The organism is Banduia mediterranea (assembly GCF_031846245.1).
Classification (GTDB): Bacteria; Pseudomonadota; Gammaproteobacteria; order Nevskiales; family Nevskiaceae; genus Banduia; species Banduia mediterranea.
The window spans coordinates 13377-39451 of the sequence record NZ_JAVRIC010000029.1 but is presented as its reverse complement, the minus strand read 5'-3'; the positions used below and the strand labels follow the sequence as shown (position 1 = coordinate 39451).

General features: G+C 63.3%; 22 protein-coding genes. 11 read left to right on the top strand and 11 right to left on the bottom strand.

Annotated elements, in window-relative coordinates; translation table 11 throughout:
* Positions 1–317 precede the first annotated feature (317 nt).
* The 9 genes from RM530_RS16395 (at position 318) to RM530_RS16355 (ending at position 11879) form a co-directional block, all read left to right on the top strand.
* Positions 318–3461, top strand: a complete 3144-nt coding sequence (locus RM530_RS16395) for a helicase-related protein (RefSeq protein ID WP_311366337.1) — start codon at positions 318–320, stop codon at positions 3459–3461.
* 85 nt (positions 3462–3546) lie between these two features.
* Positions 3547–6981, top strand: coding sequence for a type ISP restriction/modification enzyme (locus tag RM530_RS16390; RefSeq protein ID WP_311366336.1), 3435 nt, complete (start codon positions 3547–3549; stop codon positions 6979–6981).
* Positions 6978–7526, top strand: a complete 549-nt coding sequence (locus RM530_RS16385) for a DUF6932 family protein (protein ID WP_311366335.1) — start codon at positions 6978–6980, stop codon at positions 7524–7526. The genes RM530_RS16390 and RM530_RS16385 overlap by 4 nt, the downstream gene beginning before the upstream one ends.
* Positions 7523–8443 carry a hypothetical protein gene (locus RM530_RS16380; RefSeq protein WP_311366334.1) on the top strand — a complete coding sequence of 307 codons (921 nt, stop codon included), beginning with the start codon at positions 7523–7525 and terminating at the stop codon, positions 8441–8443. The genes RM530_RS16385 and RM530_RS16380 overlap by 4 nt, the downstream gene beginning before the upstream one ends.
* Positions 8444–8482: 39 nt before the next feature.
* A complete protein-coding gene (locus tag RM530_RS16375) occupies positions 8483–8809 on the top strand; it encodes a hypothetical protein (protein WP_311366333.1) in 327 nt (108 codons plus the stop codon).
* A gap of 331 nt (positions 8810–9140) precedes the next feature.
* Positions 9141–9851 (top strand): DUF6683 family protein, encoded by a 711-nt coding sequence (locus RM530_RS16370; protein WP_311366332.1) that lies wholly within the window; start codon positions 9141–9143, stop codon positions 9849–9851.
* A 167-nt stretch (positions 9852–10018) separates the two neighbouring features.
* Positions 10019–10594, top strand: a complete 576-nt coding sequence (locus tag RM530_RS16365) for a DUF6683 family protein (RefSeq protein ID WP_311366331.1) — start codon at positions 10019–10021, stop codon at positions 10592–10594.
* A gap of 23 nt (positions 10595–10617) precedes the next feature.
* The gene (locus RM530_RS16360) at positions 10618–11355 is read left to right on the top strand and encodes a DUF6683 family protein (RefSeq protein ID WP_311366330.1); all 738 of its coding nucleotides are present in this window, start codon (positions 10618–10620) and stop codon (positions 11353–11355) included.
* A gap of 287 nt (positions 11356–11642) precedes the next feature.
* On the top strand, positions 11643–11879 hold the full coding sequence (locus RM530_RS16355) for a hypothetical protein (protein ID WP_311366329.1): 237 nt from the start codon (positions 11643–11645) through the stop codon (positions 11877–11879).
* On the opposite strand, the gene trpB is transcribed toward RM530_RS16355, so the two are convergent.
* The 10 genes from trpB to leuC form a co-directional block, all read right to left on the bottom strand.
* Complete coding sequence (gene trpB / locus RM530_RS16350) at positions 11842–13059, bottom strand: tryptophan synthase subunit beta (RefSeq protein ID WP_311366328.1); 1218 nt, start codon at positions 13057–13059, stop codon at positions 11842–11844. The two genes, RM530_RS16355 and trpB, sit on opposite strands and share 38 nt — an antisense overlap.
* Positions 13043–13684 (bottom strand): phosphoribosylanthranilate isomerase, encoded by a 642-nt coding sequence (locus tag RM530_RS16345; protein WP_311366327.1) that lies wholly within the window; start codon positions 13682–13684, stop codon positions 13043–13045. The genes trpB and RM530_RS16345 overlap by 17 nt, the downstream gene beginning before the upstream one ends.
* 14 nt (positions 13685–13698) lie before the next feature.
* On the bottom strand, positions 13699–14484 hold the full coding sequence (gene truA / locus RM530_RS16340; protein WP_311366326.1) for a tRNA pseudouridine(38-40) synthase TruA: 786 nt from the start codon (positions 14482–14484) through the stop codon (positions 13699–13701).
* Positions 14481–15128, bottom strand: coding sequence for a hypothetical protein (locus RM530_RS16335; RefSeq protein ID WP_311366325.1), 648 nt, complete (start codon positions 15126–15128; stop codon positions 14481–14483). The genes truA and RM530_RS16335 overlap by 4 nt, the downstream gene beginning before the upstream one ends.
* Positions 15129–15214: 86 nt before the next feature.
* Positions 15215–18211 carry a motility hub landmark protein FimV gene (locus RM530_RS16330; protein WP_311366324.1) on the bottom strand — a complete coding sequence of 999 codons (2997 nt, stop codon included), beginning with the start codon at positions 18209–18211 and terminating at the stop codon, positions 15215–15217.
* A 258-nt stretch (positions 18212–18469) separates the two neighbouring features.
* Positions 18470–19495 carry an aspartate-semialdehyde dehydrogenase gene (locus tag RM530_RS16325; RefSeq protein WP_311366323.1) on the bottom strand — a complete coding sequence of 342 codons (1026 nt, stop codon included), beginning with the start codon at positions 19493–19495 and terminating at the stop codon, positions 18470–18472.
* Between the two features lie 55 nt (positions 19496–19550).
* Positions 19551–20627: a 3-isopropylmalate dehydrogenase gene (leuB, locus tag RM530_RS16320; RefSeq protein ID WP_311366322.1), complete on the bottom strand. Its 1077-nt coding sequence runs from the start codon at positions 20625–20627 to the stop codon at positions 19551–19553.
* 10 nt (positions 20628–20637) lie between these two features.
* Positions 20638–21399, bottom strand: a complete 762-nt coding sequence (locus tag RM530_RS16315) for a class I SAM-dependent methyltransferase (RefSeq protein ID WP_311366338.1) — start codon at positions 21397–21399, stop codon at positions 20638–20640.
* Positions 21400–21401: 2 nt separating this feature from the next.
* The gene (leuD, locus tag RM530_RS16310; RefSeq protein WP_311366321.1) at positions 21402–22040 is read right to left on the bottom strand and encodes a 3-isopropylmalate dehydratase small subunit; all 639 of its coding nucleotides are present in this window, start codon (positions 22038–22040) and stop codon (positions 21402–21404) included.
* Positions 22037–23473: a 3-isopropylmalate dehydratase large subunit gene (gene leuC, locus RM530_RS16305; RefSeq protein ID WP_311366320.1), complete on the bottom strand. Its 1437-nt coding sequence runs from the start codon at positions 23471–23473 to the stop codon at positions 22037–22039. Before leuC ends, leuD begins: the two co-directional genes overlap by 4 nt.
* Before the next feature lie 134 nt (positions 23474–23607).
* On the opposite strand from leuC, the gene RM530_RS16300 reads away from it, so the two are divergent.
* Positions 23608–24474 (top strand): LysR family transcriptional regulator, encoded by an 867-nt coding sequence (locus RM530_RS16300; RefSeq protein WP_311366319.1) that lies wholly within the window; start codon positions 23608–23610, stop codon positions 24472–24474.
* 175 nt (positions 24475–24649) lie between these two features.
* Positions 24650–25495: an OmpW/AlkL family protein gene (locus RM530_RS16295; RefSeq protein WP_311366318.1), complete on the top strand. Its 846-nt coding sequence runs from the start codon at positions 24650–24652 to the stop codon at positions 25493–25495.
* A 266-nt stretch (positions 25496–25761) separates the two neighbouring features.
* On the opposite strand, the gene RM530_RS19075 is transcribed toward RM530_RS16295, so the two are convergent.
* Positions 25762–26058 (bottom strand): hypothetical protein, encoded by a 297-nt coding sequence (locus RM530_RS19075; RefSeq protein WP_432276109.1) that lies wholly within the window; start codon positions 26056–26058, stop codon positions 25762–25764.
* Between the last annotated feature and the right edge of the window lie 17 nt (positions 26059–26075).

Below are 26075 nucleotides of genomic sequence, written 5' to 3'. Positions count from 1 at the left end.
TAGAACTCATACATGATGTCTTCCCAGGTCGCCTGATCTGGCAGGCGGTCGATGATAGTGCGGGCGGATTCTTTAGCGGTCTGCATGGCGTACTCCTTGGGTTACGGTGACAGTTTGCTCTTCCCCTATTCGGTCCGAACCAATTCGTGCGTTTTGTATACCGTCACCGTAACCCCAAGCGCCACCCCTGGCGCCTCTAACGTCGGTAACAGCTGCTGAGCGATGCACTCATATGTTTCATCATCCGGGGGGTGGGGATGCAACTCCATGACCGTTAAACCAGGCTGGCACCGACACAAGGATAGATGGAGCTGGGTATGCCAAAAAGACAGAGCCCGACCGGCAGCGAGCTGTTCATCGTCGACAACAGCGATGAGGACTGGAAGGCCGCCCGCTACCTGCGCGACTGGTGCCAGCTGTCCAGCGCCATCGACATCGCCACCGGCTACTTCGAGATCGGCGCGCTGCTGGCGCTGGGGGACGAATGGCGGAAGGTTGACGGCATCCGCATTCTGATGGGCGACGAAGTGTCGCGCCGCACCAGCAAGGCCTTCAACGAAGGCCTGGCCAAGGTAGCCGGCAAGCTCGACGACAGCATCGAAGCCGAAAAGAAGAAGAACGACTTCCTGGACGGCGTCGCCGCCATCGTCGAGGCGATCCGCTCCCGCAAGATTCAATGCCGCGTCTACCGCAAGGACAAGTTCCACGCCAAGGCCTACATCACCCACGGCCGCCTCGAAGTGGTCGGTTCGTCGGCATTGGTGGGCTCATCGAATTTCACCCATCCCGGCCTGACCCAGAACATCGAGCTGAACGTCCAGATCACCGGCACCCCGGTCGCCGTCCTTCAGGAGTGGTACGAGCAGCATTGGGATGCGGCCGAGGACGTGACGGAAGACATGCTCAAAATCGTCGAGCGGCACATACACGAGTATTCGCCGTTCCAGGTCTATGCCAAGTCGCTGTACGAGTTCTTTCGCGGCCATGAGCTCACCGCAACCGAGTGGGAGCGGGATCACTCGGCGATCTACCGCATCCTCGCGCCCTATCAACGCGAGGGCTACCACGCGATGCTCAAGCGCGCCAGCCGTTACCAGGGTGCTTTTCTGTGTGATGGCGTGGGTTTGGGCAAGACTTTCGTCGGCCTGATGCTGATCGAGCGCCTGATCGTGCACGACCGCCTCAAAGTCGCCCTGTTCGTGCCCAAATCCGCCCGCAAGCCCGTCTGGGAAAGCGCCCTGCGCCAGCGCCTGCCGCATCTGTTCGGCAAGTACAGCCAGCTCGAAATCTTCAACCACACCGACCTGATGCGCGGCGGCAGTATCGCCGAGGACATCGAAAGCGTGCGCCAGCGCGCCGACGTCATCATCATCGACGAGGCCCACCACTTCCGGAACACCGGCACCAAGGGCGACGAGGACGATCCGCAATCCCGCTACTGGAAGCTGTACCAGATCGCCGCGGGCAAGACCCTGTTCATGCTCACCGCCACGCCGGTGAACAACCGCCTGCGCGACCTGCAACACATGATCGAGCTGTTCTCGCGCCGGCAGGTGGATTACTTCAAGGACGCGCCGCTCGGCATTCATTCGCTGCCGGGCCATTTCCGCAAGATGGAAAAAGACCTCGAACGCTCGCTGGACAGGGTCGCTGACGGCGGGGAGGACGTGCAGACCGACCTGCTCGAAGCCGATCTGGTACTGGGGCACGACGCCCTGTTCCGGTCGCTGGTCGTCCAGCGCAGTCGCGCCTACGTGCGCCGCAGTCTGGAGGCCGCCGGCGAGAACGACATCCTGTTTCCCAAGCCGCGCGCGCCGCAGGTTCAGCCGTACTCGGTCAAGCAGACCTACGGCAAGCTGCTGCAAATGCTCGAAGACGCCTTCAGCAAGGAAAAGCCGTTGTTCTCGCTGGCGATCTACTACCCCTACGCCTACTACAGCGGCGATGAGAAGGTCATCGACGTCCTCGCCGAAGGCCGCCAGAAGCAGGTCGTTTCACTGATCCGCACCCAGTTTCTCAAGCGCTTCGAAAGCTCCGTCCATGCCTTTCGCGCCTCCTGCTGGAACCTGCTGATCAAGCTGCTGGCCTGGGTGGAGGTTCATGCGGAAACCGCCCACGAAAAGCGCCTGCTGGAACGCTGGAAGAACCAGCACGCCAGCCTGATCAACTACGTGCAGCAGCATCAGCACGAGTTGTTCGGGGCCGCCGAAGACGATGAAGTGGAGGAAGACCTGATCCCGCCCGAAATGCTGGAGACGGTCGAGAAACTGCCGCGCGATCAGTTCAAGGTCGATGAAATCATCGATGAAACGCTCCTGGATCTGGAGCAGATTGCGTCGTTCCTCAAGGAGCTGGAGAAATTCAAACCGTCGCAGGACAAAAAGCTGCAAGCCCTGGTCGGCCTGCTCAAGAAAGACCCGGTGCTCAAAGCCCACAAGGTGCTGATCTTCAGCGAGTTCATGGACACCGCGCGCTACCTCAAACAGCAGCTCATCGAAGCCGGCATCGAAGGCGTGGACGAAATCGACAGCGCCACCAAGGCCGACCGTGGTGAAGTCATCACCCGCTTCGCGCCCTATTACAACGGCTCGTCCAGCGCCAAACTGGCCGAGAGTGGAAAACAGGAAATCCGCATATTGATCGCCACCGACGTGCTGTCCGAGGGGCTGAACCTTCAGGACGCCACCCGCGTCATCAATTACGACCTGCACTGGAACCCGGTGCGGCTGATGCAGCGCATCGGCCGCGTGGATCGCCGCATGGACCCCCAGGTCGAAGCCCGCATCGTCGCCGACCACCCGGACCAGAAAAAGCTGCGCGGCGAAACCGCCTACTGGAACTTTCTGCCGCCCGACGAGCTGGACGAACTGCTGCGCCTGTTCAAGACCGTGTCCAAGAAAACGCTGCGCATCTCCAAAACCTTCGGCATCGAGGGCAAAAAACTGCTCACGCCGGAAGACGACTACCAGGCGCTCAAGGACTTCACCGACGCCTACGAAGGCACGCTCTCGCCGCTGGAAGCCATGCACCTGGAGCTGCAAGCCCTGCTCAAGGCGCATCCCGAACTCGAAGCCCGGCTGCGCACGCTGCCCGGCCGCGTATTCAGCGGCAAGCAGCACCTCAAACCCGGCACCCGCGCGGTGTTCTTTTGCTACGCGCTGCCCGCCAGACGTGCCGGCGAGGGCGCCACCGACGATCAGTCCGACTGGTCGCTCGATGCCGGCTATGTGCAGTGGTATCTGCACGACCTGGCCGACGGCAAGACGCTGGAAGATGCCCCCCGGATCATCAACGTCATCCGCGCCGGGCCGGACACGCCGCGCCACTGCGAGATTGCGCCCGCCACGCTGAAAGACGCGCGCGAAAAGATCGAAAAGCACATCAAGAACACCTACCTGAAAAAGGTGCAGGCGCCGCTGGGCGTGGAACCCGTCCTCAAGGCCTGGATGGAACTGAACTGATGCTCTCCCTCTCCCGCGCGCGGGAGAGGGCCGGGGAGAGGGCCTTGCCGTCCACTCTGCCACAAGATTCAACGAGGAAGACCGCGTGACCGAAGAACAACGCCAGCGCCTGCGGGCGATCAAAACCTTTGGCGATTTGACTGCCTACCTGCGCACCGAGCTCGACTGGCCCATCGAAGAAGGCTACGACGAAGACGACCTCACCTTCGACTGGTCCGACGATCTCGGCCTCAAGGATTCCGAGCGCGTTGGCATCCGCGAGATCAAGCAGCTCCGCCCGCTGGAAACCGGTCAGCCCTGGGGCATCTTCTTCGTCAATTTCGAAAAGAAGCAGCTCCCCATCGTCATCCTGCGCCGCATCCTCAACGCGCTGGTGATGAGAAAGCGCGCCAATGCCAGCAAGGCCCAGCAAGCCGCGTGGCAGCAGCACGACCTGCTGTTCATTTCAGCCTATGGCGAAGACAGCGACCGCCAGCTCACCTTCGCCCATTTCAGCGAACCCGGCAGCGAACTCGACACCAGCAAGGCCACCCTGCGCGTGCTCGGCTGGGACGACGACGACACCAACCTCAAGCTCGACTACGTCGCCGACAAGCTACACGAAAAGCTGATCTGGCCGCAGGACACCAGCAATCTTGAGCAATGGCGCCAGCAGTGGGCGGAGGCCTTCGAGTTGCGCCCCCGGCAGGTCATCAGTACCGCCAAGGAACTGGCCCTGAGCCTGGCCGAGCTGGCCAAACGCATCCGCAACCGCATGCTGCTGGTGCTGCCGCGCGAGAGCGAAAGCGGCGAACTGCGCAAGCTGCTCAAGGGCTTCAAAACCGCCCTGATTCACGATCTGGACGAAAAAACCTTCGCGGACATGTACGCGCAGACCATCACCTACGGCCTGTTCTCGGCGCGCGTCTCTCGACATGAACCTGGGGAACCGGGCGCCGTTGTTCATGATGACATCGTGGACATGGTTCCCGTAACCAATCCTTTTCTCAAGGAAATGCTGCAAAGCTTCCTCAAGGCCGGCGGTCGCAAGGGCAAGCTGGACTTCGACGAACTCGGCATTCACGAAGTGGTGGACCTGCTCAACGACAAGAAAACGAATCTCGAAGCCGTGCTGCGCGACTTCGGCAACAAGCGCCGCGACGAAGACCCGGTGATTCACTTCTACGAGGACTTCCTCAAAGCCTACGACAAGAAGCTCAAGGTGCAGCGCGGCGTGTTCTACACCCCGCAGCCCGTCGTTTCCTACATCGTCCGCAGCGTGCACGAACTGCTGCAAACCGAATTCGGCCTCGAAGACGGCCTCGCCGACACCACCACCTGGGGCGAGATGCTGAAGAAACATCCGGGACTGCAACTCCCGATGCTCCAAGACGATGTCGGCCGGGACTATCCCCTCGACGAGAATGAACCCTTCGTCCAGATTCTCGACCCGGCCACCGGCACCGCCACCTTCTTGGTCGAAGTCATCGACGTCATCCACCGCACGATGACGGCGAAGTGGAAAAAGCAAGGCATGAGCGAGGCGGAGCGCACCAGCGCGTGGAACGACTACGTGCCCAAGCACCTGTTGCCGCGCCTGCACGCCTTTGAATTGATGATGGCGCCTTACGCCATTGCGCATATGAAGATTGGGCTCAAGCTGCAAGAGACCGGCTACCGCTTCCGCAGCGAGGAACGCGCCCGCATTTACCTGACCAATGCGCTGGAACCATGGGTGCGGCAGCTTCCGTTCATCGAATTTGCAGCGCTCGCCCACGAAGCCGCCGCCGTGAACGAAATCAAAAGGCACAAGCGCTTCACCGTCGTCATCGGCAACCCGCCGTATTCAGTAACCAGCGCCAACTTCAATCCGTTCATTGATGGGCTAATGGACGACTACAAGAAACATGTGCGAGGCGAGCAAGGTCTCGTAGCCCTCGCCGACGATTACCTTAAATTTGTTCGTCTGAGTCAGAAGCTATTGGCGGCTCCAGACTGCGGCTTTTGGGGCATGATTACCAACCACGGCTACCTCAAGGGCTTAATTCATCGCGGAGTTAGGAAGGAACTGCTCGGCCAGTTCAGCGCGATGTTCATTCTCGACCTTCACGGTGATTCAAACATCGGTGAGCGGGCGCCAGCAGGCAGAAGCAACGAAAACGTATTCGATATTCAACAGGGGGTTGCCGTCTCCATCGCGGTTCGCCCGTTTAGGAAGCCATCCATGAGTGCAGTTCGCCACTGCGACTTATGGGGCAGTCGAAACGAGAAATACGCCGACCTCTCCTCCCATCCAGTCTCGATTCGGAAGTGGACCGACCTGCGTCCGGTAGCGCCGCAGTGTTTCTTGATTCCGTTCGATGATGCGAACTTGGCCGAATATGAAGTTTACCCGTCGCTCAACGATTTGATGGCGGTTAATTCGTGCGGCGTGAAAACGCACCGGGACGGCGTAGTGATTGATTGCGATAAGAAAACGCTGGTCGCTCGGATGTCGGACATTGCCTCCGAGCGCCGTTTGGAACTGTTACGCGAACGCTATAGCATCACCGATACCCCAAACTGGAAACTCAAAGAGGCACAGCTCAAAATTAAGACGGACGAGGTTCCGCAGTTTATCCAGCGCCTCACTTACCGGCCGTTTGACTACCGTTGGATTTATTACAATCCGAAGATTATCGAGAAGGGCGACTCCAAGTATCCGACGCTCCGCCACATGCTCCACAGCAATGTTGCTTTGTTGAGCGCCCGCATCCAAGCCACCGGCGTCTTCGATGCAGTGTTCGTCTCGAAATTTCTCGTTGAAATGAAAACAGCCGAGTCCTCGCGAAGCTGCACAGTTTTCCCACTCTTCCTGATGGACGATGCTGGCTCGCTACGGGCAGAGCTTTCAAACGGTGGACTCAGGCCGAACCTGAACACGAAGATTTTGTTTTCATGGGCACAGAAGCTCGGTGTTAAGCCGAAGGGAAACTTTGGCCTACCTGCCGGCCTGACGCCAGAAGACATCTTCCACTACATCTACGCGGTGTTTCACAGCCCCGCCTACCGCAGCCGCTACGCCGAATTCCTGAAAATCGACTTCCCGCGCCTGCCCCTGACCGGCAGCCTGGAGTTGTTCCGCGCGCTGGCCCAACTCGGCGGAGAACAGGTCGCGCTGCATCTACTGGAATCACCCCGGCTCGATCACCCCATCACCGAGTTCATCGGCAGCAACAAGCAAGTCGCCAAGGTCGGCTACGCGGAGGGCACCGTCTGGATCGACGCCAGCGGCACTAAGAAAGAAGCCAGCCCCGGCACCAGCGGCTTTCGCGGCGTGCCGGAAGCCGTGTGGAACTTCCACATCGGCGGCTACCAGGTCTGCGAGAAATGGCTCAAGGACCGCAAGGGCCGCACCCTGTCCGGCGACGACATCGCCCACTACCACAAGATCGTCGTTGCCCTCGCCGAGACCATCCGCCTGATGGCCGAAATCGACCGCGTAATCGACCAGCACGGCGGCTGGCCGGGCGCGTTTCAGACCACCGAGGTCGCTGCATGAGCATTCCCGATTTCGATCACAACGGGGTCTTGCCTGCCCACCAGGGCGACCCAACCGAGCCGGGACAGTTGTCACCCTACCCAGCCACTGCGCGGGAGGTTGTGGAACGGTTCGGCACGACACCACCACGGCGGGCCATTCTGTGCGGCTGGCTTGAGCTCCGCGCCGACTTAAGGACCGCTGGCCTGTCCGGATTTCAGTGGCTGAACGGGAGCTTTGCTCAAGACATTGAGCGCCAGGAGGACCGAGCGCCGCAGGACATGGACGTGGTTAGCTTCGTTCGCACGGCGTCTGTCGGCTTGCCGCCCAGCGTTTCGCCACCCGCTTGGTTGTTTCCGGACGCCTCGAAGGAGAGGTACCGGGTGGACCACTACCTCGTGAACCTGAGTGGGCCTGGTGAGGCTGTAGTAGAGGCCACCCGCTACTGGTCTGGCTTGTTTTCCCATACCCGTGACGGCATCTGGAAAGGTATGCTGCGCATAGACTTGGACACGCCAGACATGGACGCAGAAGCTGTGGTCCTGCTGGCCGAGGCGTCACCATGAATCCCATTGCAGAACGAGATTTCCTTAAAGCTCAGATCCTTGATTTGGAACGGTTATTGTGCCTGACGCAGGACGACTTCCTGATGACACCGGGGCTGGCCTCCCGAAAGCGAGAGATGGAGCGGCGCCTTGCGGAGCTGCGCATGCAGCCCCGGACGCCGCAGGTCATCCTGTACTTCACGGGCGGGCCAGTGCGAGGATCAGAAGGTATCGATGCCCAGTTCGCCTCTAAGGTCCTTGACGCAGTTCAGGACATCGCCACTGCGGAATATCTGCACCGCAAGCATGGCGCTCTGGGCGCCCGGGGACGGTTGCCGGACGCTCCGGAGGCACGTTTGCTGCTGACGGCGCTACCGCGCGGGTCGTTCGGACTGGAGCTGAAGCAGGCGAATGGCTCGGATTTCGTGGCGAGCCAGCAGTTGAGCGACGCCTTGCAGCATATGGCGGATCTGGTGAGCGCCGCAGGAGAAAGCGACGCAACCTATGAGACGGCTCTGGGCGAAGCACCGCCGCGGGTCTTACCCAAACTCAAAGCGTTCTTCGAGGCTCTTCAACAGCGTGGCGCGCGGCTCCGGCTTGTGACGGGGGACCGCGAAATCTCACTGGACGAACAGCGCGTTGCATCCGGCGTCGAGCGTGTCAGGGCGACGGAATCGGAGGAGGAAAGCATCTCGCTGCATGGGACATTCCGGGGCGCGCTCTTGGATAGCTCACGCTTCGATTTCAAGTTGGACGAAGGGGAGATCATCAGCGGCCGTCTCGGTGAAGAAGTAACGGACGCGCAGGCCAGAAAGATGCTGGCCGAAATTGATCAACCGGCCGTTGCAAACTTTCGGCGCACGAAGCTGCAACCACGTGGCGGAGCCCCGCGCTGGAGCTACGAACTACTTTCGCTGTTGCCAGATCATCAGGGCTAACCGCCTGAATCGTGCCGATGGGCAGGTAGTCACCCCCCATTGCGGACGAACTCAAGTCACCCTGCCCGGCGCGGCAACAAGACGCGCACGCACGCCTTTCGCGCCGCCATAGAGCGGGCGGAAGCGCGCTTCGAGCGCGATTTCGGTACCCGGCGCTCCGATGCCATCCACATCGTGGCCAGCACGCCGCCCCAGAGCGCGGGCTTGCAGGCGGTCGACTACTTTCTGTGGGCGCTGCAACGCCACTACGAGCGCGGCGAGGGCCGCTACGTGGAACTGATCTGGGACAAGGTGGTGGAGGTGGACGACATGGACGCCGTAGTCGCCAGCCGCAAGGGCGTGGTCTACAACAAAAATCGCCCCTGATCGCGAACGGCCAGGCCGCGAACGATCAGGGGGCGACGATCGACTTGCGGAATCTCAGGCTAACGGCCATGGCGCAAGCGCCACCCTGCACAATGAATCGCCTGCGGCATGGCCGTTCCCCTCACCCACCGCTCGCATTCGCGAGCGGTCCCCCCTCTCCCGCAAGCGGGCGAGGGTCGGTCGGCATCACGCAGTGCGTGATTCACGCTAACCGACAACGGCTTCGTGTCTGGCTGAGGGTTTTCCCCAGTTCCCGTTGTCGTTGGCCGCACAGTAGATTCACCATTGTCGAACCCAATCGGACAATCGTTTCTCCCCCAGGAGGCAAAACTTGAAAAGCAAAGGACTCATCCTGCTTGTCGGCCTGGTCTCGGTGACACCGGCGTTCGCGCAGGACCTGGCGTCGATCTATTCTTCCAGTGTGTTCCAGCAAGGCGTGATCGGCATGGGTAAACCCACGCTCGAAGCCGGCCAGAAAGCCTATGCCAGCAGCGCTTCGCGAAGCGACCTCGACGCATTGGAATTCGATACTTCCAGCAGCGTGGAACGCGCAACGCGCCAGAAGCTGCTCGACGCCCTACTCCCGTCCAGCGGCGACCCGCGGGTCCAGGCATCACTTCGCAAGTCGATTGAAAGCGATGCGGTCTGGGAGTCCTTCGACAACGTGCTCGGGCACTTCGGCTACTCCAGCGACAATCTTGCCGACGTCACTACCGCCTACTACGTAATGACCTGGGAAGTGGTCAACAACGAGGATGCGGCCCGGTATCCTTCCGGCATCCGCGCGGCGCATCAGGCCATAGAATCGGCCATGGCTACCAATCCGGAAGTGCAATCGCTGTCGGACGCCGAAAAGCAGGAAGCCTGCGAAATCATGGCCTACATGGCGACCGTGGCCGGTGCCGCCAAAAACGAGTTGCGGGATTCGGGCGATACGACGCGCCTCGCCCAATTGCAGGCAAGCATTCACCAGTCAGTCCTCAGGCAAGGCGTGGATCTGCGCAGGCTTCGGCTCACCGACAACGGTTTCGTCAACTATTGAAAAGCCTCCGACACACTGCGGCGGCACCGCCCAGCCTCATGTTCCATGCAGTGGAAGCGCACTGATCCGTTTTACAAACTGGGGGAGTCCCCAGTTGGCAAGCACTCCCGAATGAGGGATGAATCGCAGCGCGGCCGGCCGCTCCCAGTGAACGAAGGACACACAACATGAATACGGCAAGCGCCGCCACCGACCTCCCCTTGTCCAAAGCCATCGATTCCCTCGACTTCGGTTTTTCGCCGGCCGTGTCCGCCAAGGTGCGCCGCGAGTTGGTCGACAGCCTTGCCAAGAGCAGCCGACAACCACCGGAGACGATTCGCGCCGCAATCGGTGATCGAGACTTCATCGCCGAGTTTGCACTTCGATTCGCACCGCTGGGCCTGCGCGCGGACAACTTCGCCGATGCCATGACCGCTTACTGGGTCAGCATGTGGTCGCTGATCCACCGCAAGGAACTGCCGCCGAGGTCGGCCTTTGCAGCGGCGCGACTGCAGCTGGCTGCGATGTGGCACAAGAACCCCTACGTCAAACGCGAGGGCGATCGCCAGACGATGGCGGAAGTGATGATCTACGAAACGATGCTCGCGCTGGAAGAGCGCGAGCGCAAGCTGGCAGCGGGCGACGTACAGGCCTTGCAGGCATTGTCCGAAAACTCCGCCCGCAACATGCAGAGCAAGCGCGGCGTGAACCTCAAGGCGATGCAGCTGACCGAATCCGGATTCACCCGCATGACCAAGCACTGAAATCATCCCGCCCGGAAGAAACCATGCCAAACCTGCTCCACAGCGCTCTTGCAGTCCTGTTCGCCCTGCTGTGCAGCGCCACCGCCCAGGCGCAGTACTACGGCACGCAAATCGACGTCAACGCCAACCTCAACATGATGCTGCTGCTGCAACAGCAGGACCTCGGCAACATGGCGGGTGCCCACGAGGTCGAACAGGCCACCAAGCGTCTGCGCCATGACGAGGATGACGCAACAAGACCCGAGGGCAACGATTTTTCCTACCTTCCTACGGCCTCGATTTCCGAGGCGATGGAACAAAGATTTCTCGACAATCTACGCAAGACCGACGAGCGCATGGCGCGCAGCGCGAAAAGCGATCTCGCGGATCGCGACATGATCGAGCGCTTCGAGGCCGACGTCGGTCCGTATGGCCTGCGCAGCGACGATGTTGCCGATGCGATGACGGCCTACTGGGTCGTGACCTGGATGGCCGCCAAGCAGACCGACTTGCCGAAAAAGGGGGAAGTCCAGGCGGTACGAGCGCAGGTCCGGCAGCAACTGGCGAACAACGAAAAGCTGCGCTCGGCCAGCAACGGCATGCGCCAGCAACTTGCCGAGGCGTACATCTACGAGACCATGTGGACGATCACACTGAGAAGCAGCGCCAACAGCAAGGCGGAACGTCAGCAATTGGCCAGCGCGACCCAGGCCCAGGCCCTCAAGATGGGTCTGGACATGAGCCGGATGGAACTGAGGTCGGATGGCTTCGTTCGCCGCTGAGCTTGCCCCTATCCTCAATCGACGCCTGGATGTCGCACCGACGGACGAATCCAAATCCGCCCGCCGACCGGGAAGGCCGACCGGCTGGACTTCACGGTATCCGCAACCGTTTCCGGCCAGGCGCGTCGGGAGTTTCTGAGCACGCTCGCGAAAACGCACAAGGTGCCGGAATCAACGATTGCCGAACAGTTCGGGGAGCACGACGATCCCGACGAATTTGGCGAGACCTTCGGGCCGCTGGGGGCTCAAGCCGAACCATCTGGCCGATACAGCGCCGGCCGCTGCCCGTGAGCGAGCTGATTCCGGCGGCACGCAAGCAGTTCGAACCGCTGTGCGGCAAGGTTCCGCAGGCCCGGCGCGAACCGGGACGTCAGGCCATGAGCAAGGCCATTGCCGCCAACGTTCAGCGTGCGCACGGCATCGGTTTCAGGGCGCTCAAGCTCACGCCTGCCGGCTTCGTCAGCACCAGGAACCAGGGTCTGCGTCTCAGGACAGCTCGATACCTTCGCGCTTGGCGACGGTGAAGATGTCCTTGTCGCCACGCCCCGACAGATTGACGACGATGTGCTGGTCGCGGCCCATCTCCGCCGCCAGCTTCTTCGCGTGTGCCACGGCATGCGCCGACTCCAGTGCCGGGATGATGCCCTCGACACGGGTCAGCTCGTGGAAAGCCGCCAGCGCCTCGTCGTCATCCGCAGCGACGTATTCGACCCGCCCCAGATCCTTGAGCCAGGCGTGTTCCGGCCCCACGCCCGGATAGTCCAGCCCGGCCGAGATCGAATGCGTGCCGAGTATCTGGCCGTTCTCGTCGGCCATGATGTAGGTGCGGTTTCCGTGCAGCACGCCGGGCGTGCCGGCCGACAGCGGCGCCGCGTGCAGGCCTGTGGATAGACCGCTGCCGCCAGCCTCGACACCAATCATGCGCACCTCGCGGTGCGGGATGAACGGATGAAACAGGCCCAGGGCATTGGAGCCGCCACCAACACAGGCGACCAGGGCATCCGGCAGCCGACCGAACAGCTCGGGCGCCTGACGCAGTACTTCACGGCCGACGATCGCGTTGAAATCGCGCACCAGCAGAGGGTACGGATGCGGTCCGGCGACCGTGCCGATGATGTAGAAGGTGTCGTCGACATTGGTCACCCAGTCGCGCAGGGCTTCGTTCATCGCGTCCTTGAGCGTTCGTGTGCCGCTCTTGACCGAGACCACCTCGGCGCCGAGCAGCTTCATGCGATACACGTTCGGGCTCTGCCGCTCGATATCGTCCGCGCCCATGTAGACCACGCACTTCAAGCCCAGACGCGCCGCGACGGTGGCACTGGCGACGCCGTGCTGGCCGGCGCCGGTCTCGGCGATGATGCGGGTCTTGCCGAGATGCTTGGCGAGCAGCGCCTGACCCACGGTGTTGTTGACCTTGTGCGCGCCGGTGTGATTGAGGTCCTCGCGCTTGAGGTAGATCTGCGCGCCGCCCCATTTCGCGGTGAGGCGCTCGGCCGGATACAGCGGCGAAGGCCGCCCCACATACAGCGCCAAATCGCGGTCGAGTTCGGCGCGGAATGCCGGGTTCGAGCGCAGGCTGAAATAGGCGTCTTCGAGCTCGCGCAGCGGTTCCATCAGCGTCTCGGCGACGAAGCGGCCACCGTAGGGACCAAAGTGGCCCCGTGAATCGGGGAAATCGTAGTCTGCTTCAGTTGGCGTCGGCACGACGAACCTCTTCTATGAACTTTTGCATGAGCGCCGCGTCCTTGAGACCCGGCGCGCTTTCGATTCCGCTGCTTACATCCACAGCATAGGGCCGGACCCGCCCGATCGCGGAGGCCACATTATCCGGATTCAGGCCGCCCGCGAGTATCAGCGGATGTGTGCCTCCGGCGATCCGGCTCCAGTCGAAGGCCGTACCCTGCCCGCCCAATTCGCCGGTCGGATGCCCGTCCAGCAGCAGCGCGCTTGCATCCGCGTAGTGTGCACTTTGCGTGGCCAGATCCTGCGGCTCGGCCATGGCGACGGATTTGATGTATGGCCGGCCCCAGGCTCGACACAGATCCGGCGATTCGCTGCCGTGGAACTGCAGCAGGTCCGGCCGCAGGCGGCCCACCAGCTGCGCGATGAATTCGCGATCCGCGTCCATCAGCAATGCGACCACCGCCACGAACGGTGGCAGTTCACGCCGCAGCGCGACCGCCGCCTCGATGTCGAGCGCGCGACGGCTCGCCGGCACCAGAACAAAACCCAGCGCGTCAACACCGAGGGCGATCGCCCGACGCGCATCCTCGGCGCGGGTGATGCCACAGAACTTGATGCGGGTTCTTTGCGTGGGCAGTGTGGGCAAGAGGACTCTCTGAATCAACCGGCGGGAAACCAGGGTTCCGGCGGTGGCGGCAGGCCATAGCCGTCCGGATAGCGGGGGCCGACAAAATACAGGCCATCGGCCGGTGCCGTCATCCCCGCGCGCGTTCTGTCCCGGCCGGCAAGCAGCTCCGCAATCCAGGTTTCGGGGTGACGCCCCTGCCCCACCATCAGCAGGCTGCCGGTGATGTTTCGCACCATGTGGTGCAGAAAGGCATTGGCGATCACGTCGATCACCACGAAGTCGCCGCGCCGGAACACCTCGATCGCCAACAGGTTCCGTACCGGCGTGCGCGACTGGCAGACCGAGGCCCGAAACGCCGAAAAATCATGCGTCCCGACCAGGACCTGGGCCGCGCGATGCATGCACGTGGCATCCAGCGGATAGGTCCACCAGGTGGCCCGGCCACCGCTCAGCGCGGACCGCGAACGATGATTGTGAATCAGATAGCGATAACGACGCGACAGCGCCGAATAACGCGCATTGAACGTGCCGTCGACCGGCTTCACCCACGGCAGGCTGATATCGGCCGGCAGCTGCGTGTTGCTGCCCAGGACCCAGGCATCCGGCAGACGCGCGGCATCGCTGTCGAAGTGCACGACCTGTTGCAGAGCGTGGACGCCGGCATCGGTACGGCCAGCGGCCACCAGACGAACCGGATGATTCGCGATCCGCGACAGGGCCGTCTCCAGCGTCGCCTGCACCGATACGTGGTGGTTTTGCGCCTGCCAGCCGGAATAGGCACCGCCATGGTACTCCACGCCCGCGCACCAACGCCTCATCGCGGCCACACGAAAAACAGCGCCACCAGCAACATCGGCGCGAGCCACTGCCAGACCGGCGGCGCCGGTAGCATCGGTACGGTGACATCGCCGTGTTCGCTGTGGCTCAGTTCTTCGGCGCGCAGGATCGCGGCCGCCGCCGCGTCGATCAGGCCGCGGCGTGATTCGCGGCGCACGCTGTCGATAAGCTGCCCGGCCTCGGTGACGTATTCCAGCGCCAGCGCCAGACGCAGGCCCAGTCGCCGATCATCCACGCCGATCAGACGCAACGGCCGCAGCAGCCACAGCAGCCCGCCGGCCAGTGCCGGCATCGGCGTGACCTGCGTCAACCAGAACACGGCCGCCAGCAGGTCCGCCAGTACCAGCGCGCGGCGCGCACCTTCGCTCAGCCCCTCTACGCTGATCCCCGGCAGAACGCTCCACAGTGGCGTGCCCGGCGTCAGCCCGACATAGAGGATGAGAATCGCCAGAAACAGATAACGCAGGCGCATCAGGCCGCGGCCATATCGCAGCAACGACGCGCGCCCAAGACAGGCATGGGTGAGCAGCAAGCTCGCGGCGGCCAGCGCCAGCGCAGCGATCGGAAGGATCGGCAGCAGCGCCGCGAAGGCGAGCAGACAGGCGATTCGAACGGCCGGGTACACAGGAGGAGGTGCTGGGAGCAGTGCTTGGGTTCGGCAATCGTGCGTGTTCGTCGGGTCCATGCGGCCCTGAAGCCTACGATGGGCGCTCAGGCCAGCCGCGACAGCAGATCTCGCGCTTGCTGCTGCTGTTCGGGCGATCCGAGATCGGCCACTTCCTGCAACAGTGTACGCGCCATGTCGGCGTCGCCGATGTCCACGTAGGCCTTCGCCAGATCGAGCCTGGTCGCCGCCTCGTCACCGCCGTCCAGGTCGAGTTCAATGTCGTCGAACTCCTGTATCGAGAATTCACCGGTGTCTTCGAGCGGCGGTTCGGACTCGAACGTGGATCCCACGGCTGGGGCTGCGTCCGGCGGATCGATGTCCGAATCAAGCGGTGCGTCAAAGCCTGGCTCAATCGGCGCATCGAACGATTCACTGAAGGATTCGATCGATTCCTCCGTCGCTTCGGCATCCGGCATCGTGTCCGCCGACGGTGCGTCGAATGATTGCAGATCCAGTTCGGGGAAGGTCGGCTCCTGCGGCGAGTCCGAAGACTGCGAGTCGAAATCGGAGAACGATTGCGCGGACGAGAGCGACGAGGACGGGTAGGCGGTCTGTGCGTCGGGCAACGTCTCCGAAGAGGCGGGATCCAGATCGAAATCCGACAGGTCGAAGTCCAGCGCATGGGTATCGAGCTGCGCCGGCTCCGTCACTAGGCTTGGATCCCTGTCTGCCGGCTCCGCATCGGCAGCCGCGTCGGAGTCGGCGCTCAGCGGCTCGGCCACTTCGATCGGTGGCGGCTCGGCCTGTTCACCGTCGAGTTCGAAATCTTCCAGGCTGAAGTCGAGCATTCCGTTGTCGGCCTCGTCCAGAGACTCCTGGCGCGCGCGCTCCGGAGCGGCTGCGACGCCGATATCGGCGCTGGCCCCGGAGACGTCCTGAGCCTCGTCGAAGCTGATTTCGTCCAGGGTGAGGTCCATCGACATCGGCGCGAGCGCATCCGGCGTCTCCGGGGCGGCCTCGAGTTCGAAATCCACCGGTGAATCGAGGAGGCTCGCATCGCCCTGCCCGTCGTCGGCGAACATCGCCGCGTCCGGCGTGAGCTGCCGGCCCATGATGCCGATGTTCTGCCATTGCGCGGCGTCGAGTTCTTCACGCAGCCCTTCGGTGACTTCGAGAAACTCCACGGGCTTGTTGGCGGCGAAATACGTTTCCGCAAGCTTCACACGGATGTCGGTCCGCTCCGGCGCGTTCTCCGCGGCCTGCCGCAACAGCAGCGCCGCTTCATCGTACAGCCCATAGGCGATATGAAAATCGGCCTCGGACAGCGGGTCGTTGGAATCGAGATCGATACGCATCGTCTCGGCTTCAAACTGCGAGGTCACGTCGAAATCGACCCCGTTGCTGTCGCGACGCGCCGCAGCCGCATCCATCGCCGGCATCTGTACGGTCTTGTCGAAGCCCTCGTCTTCGAACAGCGAATCCTCGATCGACGGCAATTCGCGGTCGGCACCCGGCGTGGCTACGTCCGCCGACGCCAGCAGGCTGTCCTCCAGCGACCCCAGGCGATCGGTATCGGCACCGTCCTCGGACGGTTGCGGGTCCCCGGGTGGCGCGATGATCACCGGGGCGGCGACCGGCGGCATCGCCGGGGTGCTCGCGCGCGGCGGCGCCGGCGGCCGTGGGGCGGGCGCAGCCACCGGTGGTGCTTCGTCGTTGTCCTCGCGGCGCCGCAGCATCAGCACCGAGGCGATCAATACCAGAACCACGACGAGCAGGCCGATCCACAGCCAGGGCAAACCGCGCTTCTTGCCTTCGCGCCCGATCACCGGCGCGGAACGTACCGGCGCTGGCGGCGCATCGTCCACCATCGGTTCATCTGGCGCGGTGGACTCCGTATCCGGGTCGGCCGAATCGAGCACGGCGGAAGCAGCGCCGGTCGCGCCGTAGGAATCGTCTCGTGGGGCGTCCGTCTGATCCTCGTCCTGGGCCGCGCCCTGACGCTGCAATTCCTCCAAAGCAGAGCCGGGCCGACGATCGCCCGTGGCTTCGCCCGAAACGGCCGGCGCAGGCCTGGACGCCTCCGGCTCGGGCAATTTCTGGAGTTCGGGCTCGGGGTCGGACTCAAGCGGCGTCACCGACCGCAGCTGCGGCGTGGGCGCCACCGGAGGCGCCGGCGGTGCGGCCGGCACCGCACCGCGGCGAGCGGCGTCCAGCATGGACTTGGCGCCAGCGGCGTCGACCGCGCGTATGCTCGACAGGCTGGGCACGTCGAGCATCACGCCCGCGAGCAGTCCGGTGATGCGCCCGTCGCCGAAGGCCTTGGGATTCGCGCGATACAGCGCGACCTGCATCTGATCCATGCTGACGGTATCGTCCGGGCGCAGATTGTAGGCCACCCGCCACAAGGTCTCGCCATGCTTGATCGGACCGTATCGGGCCGGCAAAGCTCCGGCATTGGACGGCGCTGAAACCGGAACGCTGCCGGTCTTCGGCATCTGGGCGGCAGCCGTCGCCGCCCCTTGCGATTCGGATGAACCGAAGCGGTCCAGCAATGCGGGATCGGAATCGCGGCGGCTGGCTTCGTCCGCCGTCTCGAAGAATTCATCGTTCGACGGCGCCCTTGGCGCGACCGGCTTGCTCTGCGGCGCCGGTGCTGCCGCGGCGACGATTGGCGGCGGCAAGGCATTCGCCGGACGCGGCGACGCCATCGCCGATTCGGGCGGATCGAGCAGCACGCTGTATTCACGCAACAGGCGGCCCTCGCCCCAGCGCGCTTCGACATACAGGTTCAGAACCGGCTCGCGTGCCAGTTCCTCGCTCGAGAGCTGAATCCGTGACGATCCGCCGCTGCCGACCACGGCCAACTGCACGGCGTTCAGATATTCGGCGCGATCAAGCCCTGCCTGGGAATAGACATCGGCCGAGGCCAGCCGCACCTGCAGGGATTCGAGTTCATCGGCTCCGGCATCGAGGATGCCGATGCTGGCCTCCAGTGGCTGATTGAGCCTGGAACGGACTTCGAGTTCGCCCAGCCCGAGCGCCCATGTCGAAGTGGAGCACAGAGCGAGCAACAAGGCCCCGCCGAAGCTGACTGATCTCACGATTCACTCCCGCGACGTATCGTTTCGCTCCGCCTTGCCGTGCACGGGCAGACATGCGTCCGCGACGCCCGGAGTTCCGTGTATTCCCATGCACTCACCGCTACCTGAACCCTTGCCCCGTGCAATCCGCCTTCACTTGCGACGCCATTGCGGGCGAGCGCAAGGAGCCGGCTACTGACAGTAGTACATTATTATTGTCCCGTAAGCCGTTTTATACCCTAGATATTGCGGCGAACCAAGCGCTGTGCTCGCTGGCACTCAGTCGAGATAGGTCTCGATCAGTTTTTCGGCGATCTGCACGCTGTTGAGGGCGGCGCCCTTGCGGATGTTGTCGGCCACGACCCAGAGGTTCAGACCACGCGGATGCGAGATGTCCTCGCGGATACGCCCCACGAACACCGCGTCCTTGTGCGCGGCTTCGGTCACGGCGGTCGGGTAGCCGCCGTCCTTGTGCTCGTCGATCACGGTAATGCCGGGCGTGGCCTCGAACAGCGCACGTGCCTCGACCGCGGTGATCTTGCGCCGGGTCTCGATGTGCAAGGCCTCGGAATGACCGAAGAACACCGGCACACGCACCGCCGTGGGGTTCACCATGATCGACTCATCCTCGAAGATCTTGCGGGTTTCCCAGACCATCTTCATCTCTTCCTTGGTGTAGCCATTGTCCTGAAAGCTGTCGATCTGCGGCAGTACGTTGAACGCAATCTGCTTGGGATAGACGTTTCGGTCGAAATCCATGCCGCTGAGCGCCTTGGCCGACTGCGTGGCCAGTTCCTCGATCGCGTTCTTGCCGGTGCCGGAAACCGACTGATAGGTCGCCACGTTGATGCGCTCGATACCGACCGCGTCGTGGATCGGCTTGAGCGCCACCAGCATCTGGATGGTCGAGCAGTTCGGGTTGGCGATGATGCCGCGCGTCTTGTAGCGGGCGATCGCGTGCGGATTGACTTCGGGAACCACCAGCGGCACGTCGTCGTCGTAGCGGAACTGCGAGGTGTTGTCGATGACCACGCAGCCGGCCGCCGCGGCCTTCGGCGCGTAGACCTTGGACACTTCGGCACCCGGCGAGAACAGCCCGATCCGAACCTTGGAGAAATCGAAAGTCGCGAGATCCTCGACGATCAGTTCCTCGTCACCGAAGTCCACCTCGTCGCCGGCCGAACGTGCCGAGGCGACCGCATAGACCTTGCCCACCGGGAAACGGCGCTGCTTGAGCACCTTCAGCATTTCCTCGCCGACGGCGCCGGTCGCGCCCACCACTGCCACGTCGTATGTCTTGCTCATGTCTGCCTGTCTCGATTGCTTGCCGGCGCCGCCGACGGCGCCGCCATTCGTAAATTCAATGAAGCGCTGCGACCACGGCGGCGCTCATTTGCGCCGTCGACAGAACCGCTTCACCCGGCCCCGCGATATCGCCGGTACGCAGACCGTTCGCCAGCACGCGCTTCACGGCCGCTTCCACGCGATCCGCCAGATCGCCACGCCCCAGGCTGTAGCGCAGCATCATCGCTGCCGACAGGATCGTCGCCAGAGGGTTGGCCTTGCCCTGACCGGCAATATCCGGTGCGCTGCCGTGAACCGGCTCGTACAGCCCCTGCCCCTGCCGATTGAGCGAGGCCGACGGCAGCATGCCGATGGAGCCGGTGAGCTGCGCGCCGATGTCGGACAGAATGTCGCCAAACAGATTGGAGGTCACGAGCACATCGAACTGCCCCGGCCCGCGCACCAGCTGCATCGCCGCATTGTCCACGTACATATGGCTCAGAGCGCAATCGGGATAGTCGCGCGCGACGCGCTCGGCCGTATCACGCCACAGTTGCGACGATTCAAGGACATTCGCCTTGTCCACCGAACAGACGCGCCGATCGCGCACACGGGCGTATTCGAAAGCGCTGCGGCAGATGCGTTCGATTTCCGATTCGCTGTAGCGTTCGGTGTTGATGCCGACGCGCTGCCCGCCTTCCTCGACCACGCCACGCGGCTCCCCGAAGTAGATGCCGCCGGTCAGCTCACGCACGATCAGGATGTCCAGGCCGCGCACGATTTCGGGCTTGAGCGTCGATGCCTCGGCCAGTTCGTCGAAGCACAGCACTGGCCGCAGATTGGCGTACAGGTCCAGCGCCGCGCGAATGCGCAGCAGGCCGCGTTCCGGGCGCAGTGGACGATCCAGCGTGTCCCACTTGGGACCGCCGACCGCGCCCATCAGCACTGCGTCGGCAGCACGCGCCTTTTCCAGCGTGGCATCCGGCAAGGGCGTGCCGTGGGCATCCACCGCGCAGCCGCCGATCAGACCTTCGCTGAATTCGATATTGAAGTCCCCGCCCTGCAGCGCTTCGAGCACGCGACGCGCCTCGGCGACAACTTCCGGTCCGATACCATCACCCGGCAACAGCAGGATTTTCTTTTGATCGCTCATGTCGTTGGTTTCATGTTGGGATATGGGCGGCAAAACGCAGCCGCACGTAGTCCGCTACCCAGGCGCCGCTGTTGTACAGCCGCGGACGCACCGCCTCGCGCACCTCCTGGATCACCGCCTCGCGCTCGGCCTCCGCTACGGCATCGAGAAAACGGCGCGCAAACGTCGTCATCCAGCCGATCACGTCACCCGGCAAGGGGGTCGGTCGCTCGAAACGCTCGATCCGGTCGATCACGAAGCCGGCCGCTTCGAGCCGCGCCCGATACTCGGCCTGGGTCGGGAACATCCAGGGGTCGCAGCGGGCCGCGTCGACGCCACGGGCCGCCAGGGCTTGGTGCAGCGCACTGCGCATCGAAAGCACATTGCCGGCGGCGCCGAGTTCGGCCACAAAGCGCCCACCCGGCTTGAGTGCGCGGGCGACACCCGCGAGTACGGCATCGTGATCGCGCTTCATCCAGTGCAGCGCCGCGTTCGAAAACACCGCGTCGAACGCATGCCGGTACGGCAGATCGTGCGCATCGACCACCTCGGCCGTAACGCCGCGTGATTGGGCGGCCGCGACCATCTCCGGGCTGGCGTCCACACCCAGCACCTCGCAGCCTTGCGCCATCAAACGTTCGCTCAGCACGCCATCGCCACAGCCCAGGTCGAGAATGCGCTCATCGGCCTTTGGAGCCAGCCAGCCGAGCACGCTGACGCCGAGGTCCGCGACGAATCGTCCGGTGCGTGCGTAATCCTCCGCGTTCCACTGCTGGCCGGCGGCTTCGGGCATATTCACTGGAACAACCACGGCGCGGATTCGCGGCGGCGGGATTCGTAGGCACGAATCGAATCGGCCTTCTGCAGTGTCACACCGATTTCATCCAGGCCTTCGATCAGATCGCGCTTGCGACCGGCCTCGATCTGGAAACCGTAGGTCTCGCCGCTCGGCAAACGGACCTGCTGCGCTGGCAGATCGACCGTGACCTGAACCGCGGGATCACGGCGGACGGTTTCCAGGATCGCGCTCACTTCGGCCTGCTTGAGCACCACCGGCAACATGCCGTTCTTGAAGCAGTTGGAAAAGAAGATGTCGGCGTAGCTCGGCGCAATCACGCAGCGGAATCCGGCACCATCCAGAGCCCACACGGCGTGTTCGCGCGAGGAGCCGCAACCGAAATTCTCCTGCGCCACCAGAATGCGGGCACCGGCGTGTTCGGGGCGATTGAGCACGAATTCCGGGTTCGGCCGACGCGTGACCGGATCGATATCCAGCGTACCGGCATCGAGATAGCGCCAGTCATCGAACAGGAAGGGGCCGAAACCGGTCTTGCGGATCGACTTCAGATATTGCTTGGGAATGATCGCGTCGGTATCGACATTGGCGCGGTCCAAGGGCAGCACCTTGCCGCTGACGACATTGAAGGCTCTCATGAGACGCTCTCCTGCTCGCGCACGTCGACGAAATGACCGGCGATGCCGGCGGCCGCGGCCATCGCCGGCGACACCAGATGGGTACGCCCGCCGGCACCCTGCCGGCCCTCGAAATTTCGGTTCGAGGTGCTGGCGCAGCGCTCGCCCGGCTCCAGGCGATCGGCGTTCATCGCCAGACACATCGAACAGCCCGGCTCGCGCCACTCGAAACCGGCTTCCAGGAACACACGGTCCAGGCCCTCGGCCTCGGCCTGCTCCTTGACCAGCCCGGAACCCGGCACGACCATCGCCAGCTTGACGCTGTCGGCCTTGCGCCGGCCGCGCACCACCGCCGCGGCAGCGCGCAGATCCTCGATCCTGGAATTGGTGCAGGAGCCGATGAACACCTTGTCGATGCGGATGTCCGAGATCGGCATGCTGGCCTGCAGGTCCATGTACTTCAACGCGCGGGCCCAGCCTTCGGCCTGTACTGGATCGCGAGCCGTCCGCGGATCGGGCACGCGGCCACTGATCGGCGCCACCATTTCGGGCGACGTGCCCCAGCTGACCTGCGGCTCGATGCTCGCGGCATCGATTTCGACAGTGCGGTCGAACTGCGCACCGGCGTCGGAGTGCAGCTCGCGCCAGGCCGCGACGGCCGGCGCCCAGTGCTCCTCGCGCGGCGCGAACGGCCGGCCGCGCACGTAGTCGATGGTCTTGTCGTCCACAGCAACCAGACCGGCGCGGGCGCCAGCCTCGATTGCCATATTGCACAAGGTCATGCGGCCTTCGATCGACAGATCCTCGATTGCCTCACCGGCGTATTCGATGACGTATCCCGTGCCACCAGCAGTGCCGATGCGGCCGATGATCGCCAGCGTGATGTCCTTGGCGGTCACGCCCGGACCGACCTGAGCGTTGACGCGCACCCGCATGGTTTTGGCCTTGCTCTGCACCAGGGTCTGCGTCGCCAGTGCGTGTTCGACTTCCGAGGTGCCGATACCGAAGGCCAGCGCGCCGAAGGCGCCGTGCGTCGCGGTATGCGAATCGCCGCAGACCACGGTCATGCCCGGCAGGGTGGCACCCTGCTCCGGACCGATCACGTGGACGATGCCCTGACGCACATCCATCAGCTCGAACTTGGTGATGCCGAACTCGGCACAGTTTTCGTCCAGCGCCGCCAGTTGCGCGCGCGCAATCGGGTCGATGATGCCGCCGGCCCGGTTGAATGTCGGCACGTTATGGTCGGGCACCGCCAGATTGGCTGATATCCGCCACGGCTTGCGCCCCGCAGCGCGCAAGCCATCGAAAGCCTGCGGACTGGTGACTTCATGCACCAGATGACGGTCGATATAGATCAGCGCCGCCTCGTCACTGCCGCCTTCGCCCAGCGGCTCGACGACGTGCGCGTCCCAGATCTTTTCGTACAGCGTTCTTGGCGTTTCCACGACCATCGCTTCAGACCCCTTGCATCGAGATTCCATCGAGGGCGCGCAGTCTAGTCTTCGGAGTTTCATTACTCCAGTGATGCTTTTCTATATTATCCATTCCCTTCTGGAATTTATTTTCCAAGGAGCCTGTTCGAGCGATGGACCTGCGTGATCTAACCGCCTTCGTGGAGGTCGCCGAAACCGGATCGGTCTCCGCCGCCGCGCAACATCTGCATCTGAGCCAGCCTGCGGTCAGCAAACGTCTGATGTCGCTGGAGGAGCGGCTCGGGCATCGCCTCTTCGACCGCATCGCACGCCGCGTCATGCTGACCGATGCCGGGCGGGCGCTGCTGCCGTACGCACGGCGCGCACTCGGTGACATCGAGGACGGACGTCGCGCCGTGGCCAGCCTCGGCGGCACCGTCGCCGGTCGCCTGTCGATCGGCACCAGCCACCATATCGGCCTGCACCGCCTGCCCCCGGTGCTGCGCGCCTACACCGCGCGACATCCGCAGGTCGAGCTCGACATACATTTCATGGACTCCGAAGTCGCCTGTGAGCAGGTGCTGGCCGGCAAACTGGAACTCGGCATCGTCACGCTGCCAAGCCAGGCCCCGGATTCGCTGGAATGCCACGTGATCTGGCCCGACCCGTTGGCGGTGGTCGCGGCGCCGGAGCACGCTCTGGCGGGACTGCACAAACCCAGCCTGGCCGATCTCGCCGCGCACCCGGCGGTCCTGCCGGACGAGCAGACCTACACCCATCGCATCGTCCGGCGTGAATTTGAACGCCACGGCCTGTCGCCGCATATCCGGCTCGCCACGAACTACCTGGAAACCCTGAAAATGCTGGCCGGCATCGGTCTGGGCTGGAGTGTGCTGCCGCTGTCGATGCTGGACGAAACACTGCGCGTCGTTAAAATCTCCGAACTGCACATGCATCGTGACCTCGGTGTCGTCCGGCATCGGCGCAGAACGCTCTCGTCCGCCGCACTGGCGATGATCGACAGTCTCCTGAGTCAATGAATGCATGCACTTCGATCTGAAAGTTCATGCTTCGTTCATGCCTCGATCAGCAGCGTACGTTCACTATTGCTGAATGCCCTGAATGGCATACGAAGGCGGAATGCGTCAGGGACCGACGGCAGCCGGCAGGAGGCCAACCCGCCGCTCCTTCGACCAAGCTCCGGAAAACTCCTCGATGAAAAGACAATTGCTAATCAGTGCGACCCTGCTCGGGTGGAGCAGCCTCTCGCTTGCACAGGACGACGTTCCCAGGATCTTCGGCGCAGGCGACCTTGTGATTCAGGCCGGCTATTTCCACATCGATACGCGCGATTCGAGCGGCCCGGTGCGCACCGAACTGCGCCCCAGCCCGCTGCTGACTCTGCTCGGCGTGCCCGAGCAGTTCAGCTCCGAAGGCACTGGCCTTTCGATCAGCAGCTCCGATACCCCGGCGCTGACGGCCAAGTACTTCTTCACCGATCAGCTCTCGCTGCAGCTTGAGGGGGGAATCCCGGCCGACTTCGACATCTACGGCTACGGCACCGTCGCGCCTCCCGGCGCCGCCGGCGAAGTCGTCAACGCCGACCTCGGTGATCCAAACACCAATCCAGTGGCGTCGTCGACCCAATGGTCGCCGGCGATGATCCTGCACTGGAACTTCCGCGAACCGGAAGATGCGGTCCGCCCTTATATCGGCGTCGGCGCGGTCTACACCTGGTTTACCGACGTGGAGCTTTCGGACAACGCCGCGGAGGCGATCAACTCCAGCCTCGGCACCACACTCGCGCTGGCGGCCGGAACTCCCGGTGACACCTACACCACCGCAAGTTCCTCATCCTCGGTGGATCCGGTGATCAATATCGGCACCCAGGTCCAGGTCACGGATCGCTGGGGCGTCAGCCTCTCGGCTTCGTACCTGCCTCTGGAGACCACATCCACGATCAAGATCAAAGCCAGCGACGGCACCACGCTGGCGACCAACAAGATCGACATCGATATCCACCCGGTGATCATCGCGCTGCTCGTGAACTACCGCTTCTAGTAAGTCTATCCACGTGAATCTGCCCACGAGAAGTCTACGAATATGAGATGTGAGCCGAATCGATGAGTGCTCCCTTCTCCCAGCGGGAGATGGAGAAAATCGTCCTTGGCAATACCGGCAATTATCAAGTGGGCGGACCACTCGCCGCAGTCGCTGCAAGCCGAGTCACCGATCATGTGCTCAGGGCCGATGGCTTTTTCATCGGCCGCGCCTCGAACATCGATCATCATTCCGGACGGGGGGCCTCGATGAACTCGCCGCATCTCCTATCGCAGCGCTTCGAGTGCCTCCCAACGCTCGTACGCCAGCAGCAGCGCCTGCTCGATCTCGCTGGCGCGCTGCTGCTTGCTGACCGCATCGGCCCGATCACGGAGGTAAAGCTCCGGGTCCGCCAAGACGCTGGCCAGCTGCGCCTGTTCGCCCTCCAGCGCCTCGATCTGTTGGGGCAAGGCGTCAAGTTCGCGCTTCTCCTGGTTGCTGAGACGCCCGGCGACCGCGGGAGCCGGCGCGCGCGTCGACGCTTTCGTCGATGAGCGGTTCGTGACCGGGGCCGACGTGGACATCGCGGCCGCCTGACGGC